We start from the raw sequence: 17,922 nt of genomic DNA, 5'->3' as shown, positions 1-17,922 counted from the left end.
CCTTTATATAAATTATATTAAGTTTATTTGTTAACGAAATAAATCTCGAAACCAAATAAATATTTTATTCCAAAAACTAGTTAATGACGACGCGTCACTATCTTTACTTCCCCAAAGAACCGTATTATCATCACCGACAAGAGCGAAAACAAGTTTCACTTGACTAGACCTTTCAGCATATTGAAGCGCGAATTGGCCTTTATAAACATGACCATCCGCACTTGTGAGGTTAAGGTGATAGAGACCATCTTGAGATGCAGTTGTCCAAGTTCCTGTAAATCCTCCTGAAACTGTGCCATCCTCATGTAAAATGACAGAAGCTTTTGGAATCGCGCGACCGCTACTATCTGTCCCGTGATTAACAAATTCATACTCACCAGCCAACTCAGAATCAGAAGCCAAGGCAAGCGCTCTTTCTTTTTCGTAAAATTCATACGGCAAGGCTACTGGCCAGCCGTCTTCCGTCATGACCATGCGATGCACTCTGACTTCATGATACTCACTACCTTGATCAAATCGAGTATGGTATACCAGGTACCAGTCACCATTTTCATCAATGAAGGCTGAGTTATGGCCCGGAGACATGTAAGGTGCATCAAAGTCATTAAAATTATAATTCCCCATCAACTTGAGCCCATACGCCGTATTAATTGGGTCAGGCGTCCATCCAGTGTATTGGGGATTATTGCCTTGGGTATCTACATACAAGCCGTCTACCGTTTTAGAACGGAACAAGCGCATGTTATACCCACCCTCACGGGTCAAGCCACCATAAGTGACAAAGAGGTAGTAATAATCGGTATCGGCATCGTAAACAATGTAGGGGGCTTCACCGGATTGGTGCCATCCGCCTAGCAAGTGGGTACCGAAATAGCGATCAATTCGTCGGCCATCAGGGGTTACACCATCGACACCCGGGTAAATCGCTTTACCGGTTACAGGGTCAAGTTCTAAAAGATAGATACCGCCTGACCACGACCCATAAGACATATAAAGCCGATGATCCTTATCGAAAAAGACATTAGCATCAATTGCATTTGGTGCATAGTCATTATCATAGGTATGACCGTTGTCACGGTTCCACTTGTCATTGAAACCATCTACGATAACACCTGCTTCGATCAATTCGTCGATATGAGTATTGGTGTAATGAATGTTACGACTGCTACCATCCGTTGCATTTTCTTTGGTGAATCCTGAGTAGATCAGCGTATCTTTAAAGTCGTAAGGGCCTTCTACTTCCTTAGAGACCGCATAACCAATGACAGACCGTCTCCATGTTGACGAGGAGGAGAAATAATACATGTATGCCCCTGCTGTGCCATCCTCCCACTGATAAGAAGGGTTCCATAACACATCAGGTGCCCAGACAGAATATCTACCTCCAGCAGTATCTGCATCATCATAACCAGCCCATTCAAAGACTGGCGCTAAGTTCTCATTGAGCTCTCCCAAAACACTAGATGGATTTTCATATTCTCTGCCAAATAGTGCTGTCCAATTCTGTAAATCATCTGACTTAGCCTGAGCTAAGTGAGAGCCAAAGACATAGTAAGTGCCAGTGGTGTCATCATAAAAAATGGATGGGTCATGGACAGACACGCGACTATTTGCATCTATACGTTGAAACGGTAAAAGAGACAGGATAAGTATTACTATGAAAATAACATATGCTTTAAATTTCAAACACTTACTCCTTCAAGTATGAATAGTTATTATGCTTCTCCTGGCACACCAAATACCGGGAAACCATTCTCATCCCAAGTAAAGGCTTGAGCATTGGCATGACGGTTTGGATTGTCCAAAGGATCGCCTTCTTTGTTCTTTTCAGGGCGCGCATGGAAGATCATCACATCTTCAGTATCATTTTCATTACGCGTAAAGGAATTATGCCCTGGTCCATACAGGCTATTTTTCTCCGACGACACAAAGACTGGTTTGTCCAGTTTGTTCCAAGAATAGCCATCTAAAAGATCATCGCCAACATTGGCCCACAACAAACCTACAGCATAGTTTTCATCAGTCGCACTAGCAGAGAAGGTCACAAAAACTTTACCATTTCGGATAATCGCTGCCGGCGCTTCATTAACCATAAAGCCGATTTTTTCCCAATCGTATTCAGGAATGGTCAAGACCGTTTGCTTACCTTCTAATGTCCATGGATTAGCCATTTTTGAAATGTAAAGGTTGGAGTTCCCAGGAATCCTTGGATCCAACTGTGCCCAAATGTAATACAATTCGTTTTTTAGCTCAAAAACTGTTGCATCAATACTGAAACTTTCAAACTGTGTTTTGATTTGGCCTTTTTCCACCCAGTCACCTGTCATTGGATCAGCGTTGCTATTTTCAATAACAAACATTCTATGGTGATTGTGCTGGTTACGTTCAACCGCGTGGTTACTCGCTGCGAAGTAGATGTACCACTTTCCTTGAAGAAAGTGAATCTCAGGTGCCCAGACCAACTCACTGAGTGGCCCAGTTTCATGCGCTTCCCAAACGGTCACGATTTCTGCATCATCGCCCAAATCATTCAGAGTTTTGGCACGGCGCAATTCAATTGACTGGTAGCCAGGGACTGAGCCTGTGAAATAATAATACCCGTCAGTGTGTTTATAAACCCAAGGATCTGCTCGCTCTATGACGATTGGGTTATTATAATCCATAATATTCAACTCCTTTTTTCTTTAGTGCTCTGTTTCTCGCAATATATATCGTAATAGTAGATAAATAGAACACGATCGCTATAACATCATAAGAAATAAAACTAAATAACAAACATGCTAAAATCCACAAAATAATCTTTTTATTCGGCTGTGGCTTCATAGTTTTAGCAATTATAAAAGTAATAATCCCAATAATTAAAGTTAGTAATCCATAAAGCATAACTACTTTTGAAATAGTATCTACTAAACTTGCATTAAGATACGTTAAATTATTACCAGACTCTAATAAGTCATTACTTTCTGATTGGAACCATGACGAATATCCAAAAATAGTTAAAATACTATTAATGATATTCCAACCTGCAGCTAGATATAAAAGTATCTTCTCTGCTTTTCTAACCATAATTCCTCCTAACCTTTAACACCAGCGTTAAGATTAATTGATTGTACGAAATATTTTTGAGCAAATATAAATAACAACATTGTTGGTATAATAGCTAAGAATGCAGATCCCATTAACTGACCAATCAATCTATAGTTACCATAAATATCCTGAAGCAACAATAGACCAGCGGTAATAGGCATTTTTTGAACGTCATTAAACACAATCACAGGCCACAAAAAGTCATTCCAAGATCCGGTGAACGAAAATAGTCCACAAACAATCAAGACTGGTTTAATCATAGGCATAATGATTTTTGAATAAATAACAAATTCACTAGCACCATCAATACGAGCTGATTCATCAAACTCTCTTGGAATTCCTTTCATAAATTGCCTAACAAGGAATATATTTCCCATTCCTGAAAGTCCAGGAATAATCATAGCAAGAGGAGAGTTAACCCATCCAAGAGTCTCAATGATTTTATAAGATGGAATCAAATTTACTACTCCAGGAAACATTGAAATTCCCAAAAGTGTGAAAAAGATAGCATCTCTGTGCTTAAATCTCAATCTAGAATAACCATAAGCTGTAACTGAGATTACTAATATTACTAATATCGTATGGGATATTGCAATGAAAAGAGAATTTCCTAACCACCTTAAAATCGGTGCTGTAGAAGTATTTTCTAAAATAGCAATATAGTTTTCCACAACCCAATCAACTGGCAATAATCTAAATCCTACTGAGACAACTTCTGTTTGAGACCTAAAAGATGTTGTAATCCCAAATACTATAGGGAACATCCAAATAATTGACAATATGATTAAAAATAAGTAGGAAAGCCATTTTGTTATTTTTCCAGTTTTCATATTCCCCTCCTACCCAGCATTTTTATTCATCACATAATATTGTAAAGCTGAAATAACTAATATTATGAGACCTAACAAGACTGCCATTGCTGAAGCCATCCCTGCAATAGATTCTCCATGACCAAATGCTAACGTTCTAATATACATCATTAAAACATGAGTGGATTGATTTGGTCCACCCTTCGTCATCATCAACGGTTGAGCAAATACATTAAAACAACCTGCAGTTGTCATAACTAACGTGTAAACCAGAGGGAACTTGATAGACGGCAAAGTCACATATAGGAACTTTTGAAACGCATTTGCACCATCAATATCAGCCGATTCATATAGCTCTTTATTAATTCCAGCGAGGGCAGCACGGTAAATAATCATGTTTCCACCGATACCACCCCATAGACTTACAATTACAACCAATATCCATGCATGAGGTTGCGAAGCAGCCCAGGTAGTGTTAAATCCAAATAAGTTGTTAATCATCCCTAATTTTGAATGGAAAATAAGGGTCCAAATAATCGCAGCGGCAGATATTGAAATCAATCCAGGAACATAAAGCATTCCTTGAAATAGTCCTTTATGTTTGACTTCCTTATGTTCTAGAGCAACAGCAATAATCAAAGGAATAATAATTAGCAATGGTACCATCAAAACAACATATACTAATGTATTTTTTAAACCATTTGTGAATTGAAAATTAAATGTTGACGTTTGGTCAAATAAAATTGTTTTGTAGTTATCTAGACCAACCCATTGAGGATCATTGACCAAGTTCCACTTAGTAAACGAAGCATAAATACCATATATAGTTGGAACACAAACAAATAAAGCAAACAACAACAGATGAGGTCCTATGTATAAAATAGGGTTTAAATCTATTTTCTTTTTCAAGACTTTTACCTCCTATAATGAAATGGCTACTGTAATTTTTTCATCACAGTAGCCAATAACAAGCCTATAATTACTTAGTATTTTCGGCAACTTTGTCTTCTACAAATTTTTGCATTGTTGCTAATCCTTCATCAACTGTTATATTACCATAGATAATATCCAAGCCGTAGGTATTGAGCGCTTCTTCTACATATGGATAATGCTCATAAGTAAAGATGTAAAGTGATTCGATTTCAGTCTCATCAGCGGTAAAGAAAGATTGTTTGTAATTTTTAAATTCAGGATCTTCAATAACATCCTTACTTGCTACAATCTGTCCAGCTTTAGCCCATTCCATCGAATTTTGTCGAATGTATTCTAAGAAATCAGCAATTCCTTGTTCTTTTTCATCCGTTCTCGCTTCATTACTCAACATTGAGAATAAGTGGGATGATGCACGGTTAGTGAATTTGTCAGGAGTAACAGAATATATATTTGTAACACCATAATTTAACCCTTCAACAGCATCATGTGCCGTTGAAGTCCAAGTTCCATCTGTAGAGAATAAAACATTTCCTGATTGGAACATCAAGTACCCATCCTCACCGTTAGGCGTCATTAGACCTGCGTCTACAACTTCTTTTATTTTCTCAAGAGCGTTCTTCATTTCAGGCGTATTAACCGTTGGAGCACCATCTTTTTGAATATCACCACCCTGGTTAACAATTTGTCCTAAAACAACCCATGATAATAAGGCGTTGTTCACAACATAATCACCTTCATCTAATTTACCCTTTAATGAGAGCATTTCATCAATTGTGACCACATTATCATCTAAGAAGCTAGTAGCACCATATTGCTCTAATTTATCAATATTGTAATACATAGCATTTGAGTGAATATCCAATGGAATTGTGTACTGGGTTCCATCTACAGTACCAGCGGACCAAGCTTGAGGGAGATAGTTTCCTTCACTAATATCTGGTTTAGCATCTAGTACAGCTTCCATATCTTCAAGCATGCCACTTTTTACAAAACCAGGAACACGGTCAGCGTGAATCAACGTTAAGTCAGGAATATCTTTTCCTGAATTCATGACCGTATAAATTTTAGTATACATATCAGAAGTGATGACAGATTTTACAGGATACTCAGGTTCTGTAGCATTATAGTCTTTCACCATCTGATCCATATATGCCCCATCATCACCTGTAAGAGGGTTCCAAAAAACAATAGTATTAGGATCTTCTTTTTCACCACATCCAAATAAAAGCACACTTGCGCTTGCTAAGAGGACTGCACTCTTTAAAAATTTCTTCATTTATGTTTCTCCTTTATTAATAAATTGAAATATTTATACGCCTTGTAAAAGATTAACTTTTTTGTTATTGTTAAAAACCCCACCACCTTTTTTATTTTTTTGTAAGCGTTTCATTTATTTTTATGAGTCCAGTATATCCTTATAAAACAGCTTTGTCAACACTTTTTATCAAAAATATTAATATTTTTTGCTTGATTAACTAATTGGTTAACCTAAATATAAAATATGCAGAAATCGTTTGCAATTATTAACTTTTTTGTTATAATTAATAAAAGGAGATAAATCATGGAATTAGAAACAAATCAGGATGCTTTACCAGTCTATGAAGCTCTTGCTAGTAAGGTAAGGTTAGAAATTGTCCAACTACTCGCAAAACATAAAATGAATATCAGGGAACTTGCTGACACTTTAAAACTCAGTAGCGCTATCACAACGAAGCATATTCAAAAACTGGAAAAGGCTCAATTGATCAAAACGGAACGCAATGGGCACCAAAAGGTGTGTAGCCTTAGAGTAGAGAAAGTCGTCATCCACTTTCCAAAGCAACTCTTCAGTTCGTACTCAACCAAGGAAATTTCTATTCCTGTTGGACACTATACTGATTATTCTGTAGTGCCTACCTGCGGTCTCGCTAGCTCCGAAGAGTTTATCGGTCCGGTGGATGAACCTAAGTACTTTATCGTCCCAGAGCGGATGGATGCACAGATTGTTTGGTTTACCAAAGGATTTTTAGAGTATAAATCCCCCAACTTACTGAACAAAGATGAAGAATTGACCATGATGGAAATCTCATTTGAGATTTCATCTGAATTCCCCTTTGCCAATGACAACTGGCCATCAGACATCACTTTTTTTCTTAACGATATAGAATTGGGAACCTGGACCAGTCCTGGAGACTTTGCCGATATTCGAGGCAAGTACACACCGGATTGGTATCCCGATAATTTAAACCAGTATGGACTCTTAAAGACCATTCGTATCATGAATCACGGAACCTATATGGATGGAGATCCCATCTCAGACCTCCTAATTTCAGACATCGATCCACTGTTTGATACCTGGAAATTTAAAGTCGAGGTCAAGGAAGATGCTAAAAATGTTGGTGGCTGTACCTTATTTGGGAAAGCTTTTGGCAACTACGACCAAGATATCAAGATAAAACTCTTTTATAACTAACAAAAAACTAGCGACACTAGTCACAATAGCTTTCGTGACCAGTATTGCTAGTTTTTTATTACCAAAGATTAATCGGGCAGGATTTCCCTTCAAGAGCCGTTCTAAACTTGTAGAAACAACCGCATTTGCTGCATGTAGGCCCTTGACGGGCAGGACAATTTTCACAAATGGCTTGTCGCTTATACCACTCCTTTTCATTCACTTTATTAACTTCCATAGCCAATTGAAAGGCAATCATTTCTTCAATTGCTTCGTCTTCAACATGTTGTTTTGTATCACACCCAAAACAGAGATTAGTCATCTACTACCTCCTTAGGGAACCACACACGCATGCCACTCACCCCTTGGTTAGCCCAGAGGAAATAGGGGATCAGATGAAGCGACATTGACTCAGGCACTTCGCTGTCTCCATTAAAGCGATACAGTCCATCCCAAGCTGAAACTTTTGAAGCTGGGATTGTTACAAGCGAATAAGGAAGAGCAAGATCAGTTGCTAGAGTAGTCTCATATTCATCCTGAAAATGCTTCGGAACACGACACCTATCGAGGGATGGATTTTGAAGAGTTTGCCCACAGTATACAAAAGGCCCTTTTTGGAAGGCTACTTTTCCGACCGTAGACTGGACCAATGGATTAGCTGTAATGGTCAACAAGGGTTGTTTAAAGACAATCTCAATCTCGGCTTCATTACTGACTGCCACTGTTACCCAGTCAAAAGTCTCAGCTATTATGTCTCCACCACGACAAGTGACCTTAAATTCAGTCGCCCAATAGGGTTTTCTAAGCACTAAGTGGTTAGACACACCTTTATAAAACACGCTGACACTGTCATCATTTGGAAAAGCTGTTTCTTGACGTAACTCAAAGTCTTCTGTGACCAGATTAGATGCCACATAGAGATTGAGTGAGACAGAATCCTCAAACTGGGTATAGATATAGGTCCCAATAGACGAAATGGTTCTTGCGAAATTTGGCGGACAACAGGCACACCCCAACCAGTCAGGACGTTCTAGTTTGACATGCCCCTTATCCGGATTAAAGCGACAAGATTCTATGTCTACCTCTAACGGATTAACATAGAAGAAATGCTTGCCGTCTAAGGCAGCGCCTGACAAGATACCATTGTAGAGAACCCGCTCCATCACATCAATATATTCACCCTTTGGTGACAGTTTAAAGAGTTCATAGGCAAAATAGAGGAGAGCGATAGAGGCACAGGTCTCACAGTACATGGTATCATTGGGCAAATCGTAGGGACCTACAAAGGCTTCCCCATGGACCGTACTGCCCACGCCACCCGTAATGTACAGCTTACGTTGGGTAATGTCATTCCAAATCTTATAGCAAGCATCTTCTAACTCTTCATTATCCAGATACTGAACGAGCTTAGCCATCGCTGTAGACATGTATAGCATACGGACCGCATGGCCAAGCGCTAGCTCTTGATGCTTAGGTTGAGAATAGGCCTGTAAATAGGTCAAATCGACTGGTGGATTATCTGACGACAAGCCATCTTTCACATTACGGACAATTTCCTTTCGGTAAAATTCAGGGTCTAACCCTCTGACTTCTATGAAAAAGTTTGCTAACTCTAGACACTGTTGCTTACCTGTATAATCAAAGAGCTTCAAAAGAGCGAGTTCAATTTCTTGGTGCCCATCTGCTCCCTGTATCTGTCCTTCAGCCCAGCCGAAATGCTCTGCTATATCGTCCACAAACCGAAGGGCAACATCTAAAATCTTTGCCTTACCCGTCGCCTGATGATAAGCAATAGCTCCTTCTATCAAATGGCCCGCACAATAGAGCTCATGGCTAAAATAGAGCTGACGGTATTTTAAGTCTGGATAACGCAACTGAAAATAGGTATTCAGGTAGCCCGTCGATTCCTGAGCCTGGGCAATGATATCAATGAGCTCATCAGCTGCAGCTTCTAACTTAGAATCTTCAGTTATTTGCAGTTGGTAACCAACTGCCTCCAACCATTTATAGGCGTCACTGTCTTGGAAAAACCAGCCAAAATGATCCCCCTCTGATAAGCCGGCTGCAATTTTAAAATTTTCAATGGCATGGCTTTTCCCAGCGGGCAAGCTAGCATCCTGACGTTCTGCCTGCACATCAACATCAATTTCGTCTTTTAAAACTGCTAGTTGATAAGGTAGGGTCTCCGTGCGAATAAGGTCAAGGTAATAGTTCCAAAACTCTGACGTTATGTTTACTTGGTTTAAACGAAATGTTTTCATCTTTCCTCCATAACCATAAAACGCTTACAGTTCATTTTAACAACTTTGTCCGGACATGTAAAGCTATTCATAAAATAGTGAAGAAATAGTGAAGTATTTTTGGACACAAAGAAATGAAAACACTAGCAGTAACAAACAGAAAAAGCGCCTGAAACACGATAGGTGTAGGCACTTGTAACGTTGCTATCAGGGTAGGAGGGACCACTGTCCATTATTCATAAAAATCTATCTACGTCCTAAAAGTCAGCACTTCAATAGAGCGTTTCCTTAAATCATTGAATAACTCTCTTTAGGACCGGTTTTCCACCGAACTTCTGATTTTTAACTCAGCTGAAAACTCTTTGCTTTGAAGGGGTTTTTGTTTTTCGATGCATTGTATTAACTGCTCAGCTGCATATTGTCCGAGTTTTCGCTGGGGATGGACGACGCTGGTGAGTTGATAGACCTTAGCAAGGTAAGAGTTATCATGACTGACGATTGATAAATCTTTTGGGACAGTATAGTGATGTTTTTGAAGCTGCCTGATGAGCTGACTAGCCACTTCATCATTGTAACAGACGACTGCTGTTGGTGCACTGTCTGAAGCTACGAGAGAATCAGCATAAGCTTTAACAACCTCCTTTTGGTCCTTGGTGGTAAAGGTAGCGATGTTATCAGCTGTAAAGGTTATATTTTCAGCTTCATGGGCGCGTACATAGCCCTTCATCCGTAATTTCCCTTGCAGGTCATCAAGCTTTGTTAACAATCCAATTTCTGTATGGCCATTTTCAATCAAGTAACGAGTGGCAAGTTCTCCTGCACTGCTATCATCCAAACTGACATAGGGAATGTCCAACATATCATAGTAGGCGTTAAGAAATAGAATAGGCAATCCACTCTCTTTAATTTTGGCATAATAGGCAATATTCGCATTATAGAGGTTACTGGAGGTCGGCTCAATCAAAAGTCCATCGACACCTTGCGCAATCATAGCTTGAAGGCAGGCTTCTTCTTGGATAGGATCATTATGGGTTGCGCTTAAAAGGAGTGCATAGCCCTTAGAGCGAAGCACTTCCTCAATACTTTCAATAATGGTTGGAAAAATATAGTCTGACAAGTATGTCGTCATAACCCCAATCGTCTTGGTTGCTTTTTGAGCTAACGGTACATCGGGATCCAATACATAAGTTCCAGCTCCTTTTTCAGCTCTTAAGTATCCCTTATCCACTAATACACCGATTGCTTGACGGATCGTGTAGCGACTGACTTGGTAGATTTCCCTTAACTTACTTTCTGGTGGGATCATACTCCCTGTTGGGTACTCTTGCTTTTTTATTTTTGACTGCAAATCATCTGCGATTTGCTGATACTTAGCTACCATAATTATTCTCCTAATTGTCCATACATCTAGTCTAACACACCAAAGAGATGTATGCAAGTCAAACCTCGATGGATCACCCTGTCGATACCACTCCAATTATCCAAAATCAAATATGATTAATCGTCTTACTTAAAAAACCAGATTAGTCAACTGCTGATCTGGTTTGCTAGGTTCAACTATTTTGACGAAGTTTCGTTAACGTTTTTTCGAACACTTCTGGTAAGGGAGCTGTGAATGTCATCAGCTCTCCAGTAGTCGGATGTGTAAATCCTAGAGTTTCTGCATGGAGAAATTGGCCCTCACCAGGCAAGGTTTTCTTTGGTCCATAAGCTGGGTCCCCCGCAACAGGATGACCGATATAGGCCATATGAACACGGATTTGGTGAGTACGACCTGTTTCAAGGGTTAGCTCCACTAGAGTATAGTCTCCAAAGCGTTCCAACACCTGAAAGCGCGTGACAGCTGGTTTTCCTTTTCCTGTCACCGCTTGCTTCTTGCGATCTTTGTCTGATCGACCAATAGGTGCTTCAATCATCCCTCGGTCATTGGGCAGATTACCATGGACAATAGCCAAATATTTTCTCAAGGACTTCTGAGCCTTTAGTTCATCAGCAAGAGCTAGGTGAGCCAGGTCATTTTTGGCAATCATTAAAAGACCTGAGGTATCTTTGTCAATCCGATGCACAATTCCAGGACGAATAACGCCATTGATAGCTGATAGGTCCTTAATATGATACAGCAAGGCATTGACTAATGTTCCTCTAGTATGGCCTGCTGAAGGGTGTACTACCATCCCTTGTGGCTTATTGACAACTGCCACGTCATCATCCTGATAAATAACGTCTAATGGGATATCTTCTGCAACATAATCTAACACTTCTTCAACAAGAGCTTCATAAGTCACCACATCACCAGCTTGCACCACATACTTAGCTTTTTTTTCTTGACCATTGACTAGAACCTGACCTCTTTTAATTTGCTCGTTAGCAATGGTCCGAGACAAGTCTGTTTCATCAGCCAAGGCCTTATCGAGGCGAACACCCCCAGTTTTAATGATGACTTCCATGCATCTCCTCTTTCAAAATATAGACAAATAGCAGGACAACTCCAATAGTCAAATAACTATCTGCAACGTTGAACACTGCAAAATTCATAAACTCCGTTTGAAACATATCGACAACATAGCCCAGACGAACGCGATCAATAAAGTTACCAATCCCACCAGCAATGATTAAACTGATACTGGTTATTAATGGAGGCCCCTCATCAAGATGATGTAACAAATAACGTATAGCAATCCCCATAATGACAATTGTGATGAGAATGAAGAACCACTGTTGATTTTGTAGAATTGAAAAAGCGGCGCCATAATTTTTCAAATAGGTTAAACTCATAATCCCTGGTATAAACGATTTTGTTTCTCCTAACCCAATGTGATTAACCGTATAAAGCTTAACCCATTGGTCCAAAGCGATTAAAACGACAATTACAAGAGCAATGATTCTCTTTCTCATATATTCCTCTTTTTATCAAAATAGTCTTGCATGACGGCCACAAATTTGACAGCAACTTGCGACAAGGCTTGATCCTTACGCTTTACGTAGACCATACGGTTTTCTTGACCATCCTTTACTGGAATAACCATAATACCATGGACACTTTCACTATCTAAGAAGCCTGATCCTGTTGCATAGGCATCTGTCCGTTCTAAAATTCCATTTAAGGTAGCGCGATCGGTCACATTAAAGGTCTTACTGGAATCACTAGTATCAAAGAAATTTTCAGAGTAATAAAGGTACTCTTCCTTTTCTTGAGTAAATCGAACCGTCGGTAACCCTTTTAAATCACTCAACTCAATCAGACTTTTCTTTGTCAGAGGATGCCCTTTTCTCAAGTAAATGTGAGTCTGAAAATCAATCAAATCAACGATTTCTAAGCCAAGTTTATTGAGTTTTTGAGTGATACCTTTGACATTAGTTTTATTCAGATATATAATACCGATTTCGCTAAACCCTTGAGCGACTTCATCCAATATTTGAACCGTTGTCGATTCAAAAATTCTAAAGTTTGAATGTTCTGGGTAATTGTCTGAGAACTCTACCATCAAAGGTGGCAAAAAATCATAATGTTGACTTGAAATCGAAAACTCTTCGTGGTCATCTTCGCTTTGCAAATACTGATTTTCAAAAGAATCAAACCGTTTAACCAATTCGACAGCTTTCTCATAAAAGGTCATGCCTCTTTGTGTCAAAACTGTTCCAGAACTGGTACGGTTAAAGACTTTAAATCCAAGTTCTTCTTCCAAATCACGCACAGAAATGGAAAGACTTGGTTGACTAACAAACATTTTTTCAGCTGCTTCTCGAAAAGTACCACTGTTTGCAATTGCAACGACATACCTTAATTGTTGAATATTCATATTATTTCCTCTACTTATCTCATTATTATACCAGAAATAGAAAGCATTCGCTAATCCTCAATCGCATTCAAGTCAGAACTTTAAAATCGATTTTCGTTTTTCCACCCAAAACAAAAAAGATAGATCTCAGCTAAGTCATCAACAAAGCTCAAATCTATCAATCTTTCTCTTAATGAATACCAAGCGCAATACGAGCGTAGCGACTCATTTTATCAACCGTCCAAGCTGGTGACCAGACTAAACGAACGTCTATTTCAGTTACGTCTGGAACTTGACCAACCACATCATAGATTTGATCGGTCAAAAGATCTGCCAAGGGACATCCCATAGTTGTCAGTGTCATATCAATTTCCGTTTTTCCTTGGTCAAAACGGATGTCATAGACGAGGCCAAGATTAATAATATCGATCCCTAGCTCAGGGTCAATAACCATTTCAAGCGCTTCAAAAATGTTTTGCTTGATAACGTCCACCTCTTCAGGGGAATAGATTTTTTCTGACATGGCCTTCCTTTCTTATCTTTCAATTAGTGTTCTTTTTCCTTGTCGTTTTAAGGCATCACCCTAAAACGGTCGCTTCAAAAACGATTCATCCCCACTCTAATCCTCAATAAAGTCACGGAGCGGTTTGCTACGGCTCGGATGGCGGAGTTTGCGGAGGGCTTTCGCCTCGATTTGACGGATCCGCTCACGGGTCACGTTAAAGACTTTGCCCACATCTTCAAGTGTGCGCATTTTACCATCATCAAGACCAAATCGTAGACGAAGGACATTTTCTTCACGGTCCGTAAGGGTATCTAAAACTTCATCTAACTGCTCACGCAAGACGATACGAGTTGTATACTCTTCTGGGCTTTCAATGACTTCATCTTCGATGAAATCTCCCAGATGGCTGTCATCTTCTTCACCGATAGGTGTTTCAAGAGAGACCGGTTCTTGGGCAATCTTTAAGATTTCACGGACCTTATCAGGCGTCATATCCATACGCTCAGCAATTTGCTCAGGTGTTGGATCTTGACCAAGTTCCTGCAGGAGATTGCGTTGTTCGCGGACTAACTTGTTGATGGTTTCAACCATATGAACCGGAATACGAATAGTACGGGCCTGATCGGCAATCGCACGAGTGATTGCTTGACGAATCCACCAAGTCGCATAGGTCGAGAACTTAAAACCTTTTGAATAGTCGAACTTGTCAACAGCCTTCATTAGACCCATATTCCCTTCTTGGATAAGGTCCAGGAACTGCATGCCACGACCAACATAGCGTTTGGCAATGGAAACCACCAGACGCAAGTTGGCTTCAGCCAGTCGTTGTTTAGCTTCCACGTCGCCTGCTTCAACCGCGAGAGCCAATTCTTGTTCTTCTTCATTGGTCAAGAGTGGCACTACACCGATTTCCTTGAGGTACATGCGGACGGGGTCATTGACTTTCGCTGAGTTACTTCCTAAGAGTTCCTCGTCTGAAAGCTCAGGCTCTTCTTCTGTTTGCATGACACGGGCAGAAGGATTCCCTTCCTTATCCACAATGGCAATCCCTGCATCCTGAATACGCTGCAACAAATCGTCAATGGCATCTGCTTCTAATCCAAAAGGCACCACCAATTTCTCATTGATATCGTCATCAACTGCATTTCCGTCTTGTTTACGACTTCGAATGTATTCAGCAACTTGGACATCAAAAGTGGTTACTTCTTTTTTTATATCTTTTTTTGTTGACATAGTTTACTCCATATTTCTTTTCTGGGCGATGAGACGATTAAGTTCATCTACAGCAGCGATATCGTTCCCGATATTTGATTGTTCACGGATGCGTTGCGCTATTTGACGGCTGTCTTGCTTGAGCAATTCACGCTGGCGCGTTCGTTCAATGTCATAAAGTTCATCCATAGACACATCCTCAGGAAGATTCTCTTCCATTGCAAGATACCAGGCATTCTGAACCGCTTCATCCAATTGGCTTAATTCTACTGCAGTAATCTCCCCTTGCTGACACAATAATTGATAGAGAGTCTGTAATTCTTGAGATACGAATTGAAAATCATCTCTTTGTCTATAGTCATTCAGAACAAATCCATGGTGGACCATTCGATTGAACAGTTGGTTTTCTGCCCTTTGCAAGGGACTAGGCTGCCTTAAAAAAGGCATCTCAGTGACTCGTCGCCTATAGGATTCTTGTTGTATAGGTTGTTGATGATGAGTGCGTTGAGCAACCCTAACTTGATCCACAGATGCTTCTACTTGGCCAAAATCAAAATCAGGTAGTAATTCTGCCAACTTGTGAATATAAGTATTTTGAGCTGTTATGGAAGATGTTTGCGCAATGATAGGGGCCATCTGCTCCACAAATCTTATCTGAGCCTGTAAATTCTCAAGATTATCTGGCTTAAGGTAATACAGTAGAAACTCAACAGGACTCAGACGTTGCTTGGTTAAAAAATTGGCTAGTTCCTCTGTTGAATTTTTCTGAATGAACTCATCCGGATCCATTTGATCTGGCAATCGCACTATCTCAACGACAAATGGTTTTAATACATCCAAAGCTTTAGCCGTTGCAGCCTGACCAGCTTTATCACCATCATAAACGAGGACTGCTTTTTGGGTATGGTGTGAGAGATGCTGGACATGCTCTGAGGTTAATGCTGTTCCCATAGAGGCTACTGTATTTTCAATGCCAGCTCTATAGGCAGCAATCACATCCATAAACCCCTCCATGATGTAGACTTCATGGTGTTTCCTTATGGATGCTTTAGCTTGACTGAGATGATAGAGTTCATAACTTTTATTAAAAATTAAGCTAGCTCGACTATTTTTATATTTAGCTTCCTGACTAGACATGTCTTGTGTTTGCCAAATACGACCCGAAAAGGCAATAATTCGACCACTATCATCTGTTAGTGGAAACATGATACGGTTTTGGAAGGCATCATAAATCTTTTGATTCTCACTCGGATTGAATAATGCTGAATTTAACAAGGTCTGCTCATCGAATTGAGCCGACAGAGCCTTGTAGAGGTAGTCACCTTCATTAGGGGAAAGTCCTAAATGGAAATGCTTAATGACGTCATCATCCAGCCCTCGATCATATAGATAAGAACGGGCACGCTCACCCAATTTCGTCGTCATCAAAACTGTATGATAAAAATCAGCTGCAGCTTTATGAATGTCGTAGAGAGACTGATGAGGACTTACTTTTTGACGAGAAAACTCAACATTAACCGTTGGCAATGGGATGCCCGCTTTTTCCGCAACAATGGCGACACTGTCAAGAAATGAAACATCTCGATAGTCCTGGATAAATTTAAAGACATCACCAGATTTCCCACAACCAAAACAATGAAAAAACTGCTTGTCCTCAACGACATTAAAAGAGGGGGTCTTCTCCCCGTGAAAAGGGCACAAGCCTAGGAAATTACGGCCTGCTTTTGTCAAGCTTACCACTTCTCCGATGACATCAACAATGTTGACATTACTTTTTACTTCTGTAATAAAGTCTTTGTCCATGAAGCATCACCCTCCTTCAATGCAAACTCTGAGCACAGTATAACATAATAATGATAACACGATTGAGACTAAATGTAAAATAGAAAAAACGGGTGTTCCATATTATGCTAAACAGGTGTTTTCTTCCATTAGAATCCATAGAAAAGACTTTGAAATCACTTACAGTTCTTGTTTTATCCTTTGTTAAACTTTGTGATTCAAATCTCTTGACTAGGTCTTAAGACTGATATATACTTAGTTAGTAAATTTAATAAAGGAGTTTAACAAAAATGTTAAAAGATTTAAAAGCTTTCTTGCTTCGTGGCAATGTCGTTGATTTGGCTGTTGCTGTTATCATCGGTGGTGCTTTCGGTGCTATTATCACCTCATTTGTAGAGGATATCATTACACCACTCATTCTCAACCCTGCTCTTAAAGCAGCAAACGTTGAAAACATTGCTCAGTTGGCATGGAATGGTGTTAAATACGGTAGCTTCCTCAGCGCTGTTATCAACTTTATCATCGTTGGTACTTCTCTCTTCTTTGTCATCAAAGGAATTGAAAAAGCGCAATCAATCGGTAAAAAAGAGGAAGAAGTGGAAGAAATCCTTGCACCAACACAAGAAGAACTTCTTACTGAAATCCGTGATTTGTTGAAAAACAAAGCATAATAATAAAGAAACAGGCTTCGGTCTGTTTTTTTGTTTCTTAAAAAAAGAGGAGACGAAAAAAACAGCCCGAAGGCTGCTTTTAAATCCCTTAGAATTTTTTACGCTTGCGTGCTGCTTCTGACTTACGTTTGCGTTTTACTGATGGTTTTTCATAGTGTTCGCGTTTACGTGCTTCTTGAAGCGTACCAGCTTTGGTCACAGAACGTTTGAAACGACGAAGGGCATCGTCAAGTGATTCATTCTTACGTACGACTGTTTTTGACATTTTTTTCACTCCCTTCAATTTCAAAGATATTACTGTTCTATGTTACATGACTTTCATGAAATTGTCAAGAATTAACGAATATTTTTATTAAAAAACCAATAAGGGAGTGGGACCGAAAGTTCTAAAATGGAGTTAGCCACTTTCTAGTTGAGAAAAAAGTATACAAAAACACCTCAGAGAGATATAATGTAGTTCACCACAAACACAC

The 17,922-nt window shown here is 39.6% G+C and carries 18 protein-coding genes; 2 read left to right on the top strand and 16 right to left on the bottom strand.

Features of this window, described 5'->3' with window-relative positions:
• Positions 1 to 30 precede the first annotated feature (30 nt).
• The 6 genes from J2S23_RS08070 to J2S23_RS08045 form a co-directional block, all read right to left on the bottom strand.
• On the bottom strand, positions 31 to 1,686 hold the full coding sequence (locus tag J2S23_RS08070) for a glycoside hydrolase family 43 protein (RefSeq protein ID WP_307122209.1): 1,656 nt from the start codon (positions 1,684 to 1,686) through the stop codon (positions 31 to 33).
• 29 nt (positions 1,687 to 1,715) lie between these two features.
• Positions 1,716 to 2,663, bottom strand: a complete 948-nt coding sequence (locus J2S23_RS08065; protein WP_307122208.1) for a glycoside hydrolase family 43 protein — start codon at positions 2,661 to 2,663, stop codon at positions 1,716 to 1,718.
• Complete coding sequence (locus J2S23_RS08060) at positions 2,653 to 3,066, bottom strand: DUF4064 domain-containing protein (RefSeq protein WP_307122207.1); 414 nt, start codon at positions 3,064 to 3,066, stop codon at positions 2,653 to 2,655. The genes J2S23_RS08065 and J2S23_RS08060 overlap by 11 nt, the downstream gene beginning before the upstream one ends.
• Before the next feature lie 8 nt (positions 3,067 to 3,074).
• Positions 3,075 to 3,917: a carbohydrate ABC transporter permease gene (locus J2S23_RS08055; RefSeq protein ID WP_307122206.1), complete on the bottom strand. Its 843-nt coding sequence runs from the start codon at positions 3,915 to 3,917 to the stop codon at positions 3,075 to 3,077.
• 9 nt (positions 3,918 to 3,926) lie between these two features.
• Positions 3,927 to 4,805, bottom strand: a complete 879-nt coding sequence (locus J2S23_RS08050; RefSeq protein WP_307122205.1) for a carbohydrate ABC transporter permease — start codon at positions 4,803 to 4,805, stop codon at positions 3,927 to 3,929.
• 70 nt (positions 4,806 to 4,875) lie between these two features.
• Complete coding sequence (locus J2S23_RS08045) at positions 4,876 to 6,105, bottom strand: extracellular solute-binding protein (RefSeq protein ID WP_307122204.1); 1,230 nt, start codon at positions 6,103 to 6,105, stop codon at positions 4,876 to 4,878.
• Positions 6,106 to 6,390: 285 nt separating this feature from the next.
• On the opposite strand from J2S23_RS08045, the gene J2S23_RS08040 reads away from it, so the two are divergent.
• Positions 6,391 to 7,281, top strand: coding sequence for an ArsR/SmtB family transcription factor (locus J2S23_RS08040; RefSeq protein WP_307122203.1), 891 nt, complete (start codon positions 6,391 to 6,393; stop codon positions 7,279 to 7,281).
• Between the two features lie 58 nt (positions 7,282 to 7,339).
• Here the strand turns inward: J2S23_RS08040 and J2S23_RS08035 are convergent, their stop codons facing one another.
• The 9 genes from J2S23_RS08035 to dnaG all read right to left on the bottom strand — a co-directional run bounded on the left by J2S23_RS08035 (position 7,340) and on the right by dnaG (position 16,799).
• Positions 7,340 to 7,582: a DUF6171 family protein gene (locus J2S23_RS08035; protein ID WP_307122202.1), complete on the bottom strand. Its 243-nt coding sequence runs from the start codon at positions 7,580 to 7,582 to the stop codon at positions 7,340 to 7,342.
• Positions 7,575 to 9,521 carry a glycoside hydrolase family 127 protein gene (locus J2S23_RS08030; RefSeq protein ID WP_307122201.1) on the bottom strand — a complete coding sequence of 649 codons (1,947 nt, stop codon included), beginning with the start codon at positions 9,519 to 9,521 and terminating at the stop codon, positions 7,575 to 7,577. Before J2S23_RS08030 ends, J2S23_RS08035 begins: the two co-directional genes overlap by 8 nt.
• A gap of 289 nt (positions 9,522 to 9,810) precedes the next feature.
• Positions 9,811 to 10,881 (bottom strand): GntR family transcriptional regulator, encoded by a 1,071-nt coding sequence (locus J2S23_RS08025; RefSeq protein ID WP_307122200.1) that lies wholly within the window; start codon positions 10,879 to 10,881, stop codon positions 9,811 to 9,813.
• A 172-nt stretch (positions 10,882 to 11,053) separates the two neighbouring features.
• Positions 11,054 to 11,947, bottom strand: coding sequence for an RluA family pseudouridine synthase (locus tag J2S23_RS08020; RefSeq protein WP_307122199.1), 894 nt, complete (start codon positions 11,945 to 11,947; stop codon positions 11,054 to 11,056).
• Positions 11,931 to 12,395, bottom strand: coding sequence for a signal peptidase II (lspA, locus tag J2S23_RS08015; RefSeq protein ID WP_307122198.1), 465 nt, complete (start codon positions 12,393 to 12,395; stop codon positions 11,931 to 11,933). Before lspA ends, J2S23_RS08020 begins: the two co-directional genes overlap by 17 nt.
• The gene (locus tag J2S23_RS08010) at positions 12,392 to 13,300 is read right to left on the bottom strand and encodes a LysR family transcriptional regulator (protein ID WP_307122197.1); all 909 of its coding nucleotides are present in this window, start codon (positions 13,298 to 13,300) and stop codon (positions 12,392 to 12,394) included. The genes lspA and J2S23_RS08010 overlap by 4 nt, the downstream gene beginning before the upstream one ends.
• A gap of 169 nt (positions 13,301 to 13,469) precedes the next feature.
• Positions 13,470 to 13,802, bottom strand: a complete 333-nt coding sequence (locus J2S23_RS08005; RefSeq protein ID WP_307122196.1) for a metal-sulfur cluster assembly factor — start codon at positions 13,800 to 13,802, stop codon at positions 13,470 to 13,472.
• Positions 13,803 to 13,898: 96 nt separating this feature from the next.
• Positions 13,899 to 15,017 carry an RNA polymerase sigma factor RpoD gene (rpoD, locus tag J2S23_RS08000; RefSeq protein ID WP_307122195.1) on the bottom strand — a complete coding sequence of 373 codons (1,119 nt, stop codon included), beginning with the start codon at positions 15,015 to 15,017 and terminating at the stop codon, positions 13,899 to 13,901.
• A 3-nt stretch (positions 15,018 to 15,020) separates the two neighbouring features.
• A complete protein-coding gene (dnaG, locus tag J2S23_RS07995) occupies positions 15,021 to 16,799 on the bottom strand; it encodes a DNA primase (RefSeq protein WP_307122194.1) in 1,779 nt (592 codons plus the stop codon).
• A 269-nt stretch (positions 16,800 to 17,068) separates the two neighbouring features.
• Between dnaG and mscL the strand changes: the two genes are divergently transcribed.
• Entirely contained in the window at positions 17,069 to 17,449 is a 381-nt protein-coding gene (mscL, locus tag J2S23_RS07990) for a large conductance mechanosensitive channel protein MscL (RefSeq protein ID WP_307122193.1), read from the top strand.
• An 88-nt stretch (positions 17,450 to 17,537) separates the two neighbouring features.
• Here the strand turns inward: mscL and rpsU are convergent, their stop codons facing one another.
• Positions 17,538 to 17,714, bottom strand: a complete 177-nt coding sequence (gene rpsU / locus J2S23_RS07985; RefSeq protein ID WP_002884573.1) for a 30S ribosomal protein S21 — start codon at positions 17,712 to 17,714, stop codon at positions 17,538 to 17,540.
• Positions 17,715 to 17,922 lie beyond the last annotated feature (208 nt).

The organism is Streptococcus moroccensis, assembly GCF_030812835.1.
Classification (GTDB): domain Bacteria; phylum Bacillota; class Bacilli; order Lactobacillales; family Streptococcaceae; genus Streptococcus; species Streptococcus moroccensis.
Note: the sequence above shows the minus strand (reverse complement) of the source record. Positions and strands in the feature narration are given on the sequence as shown.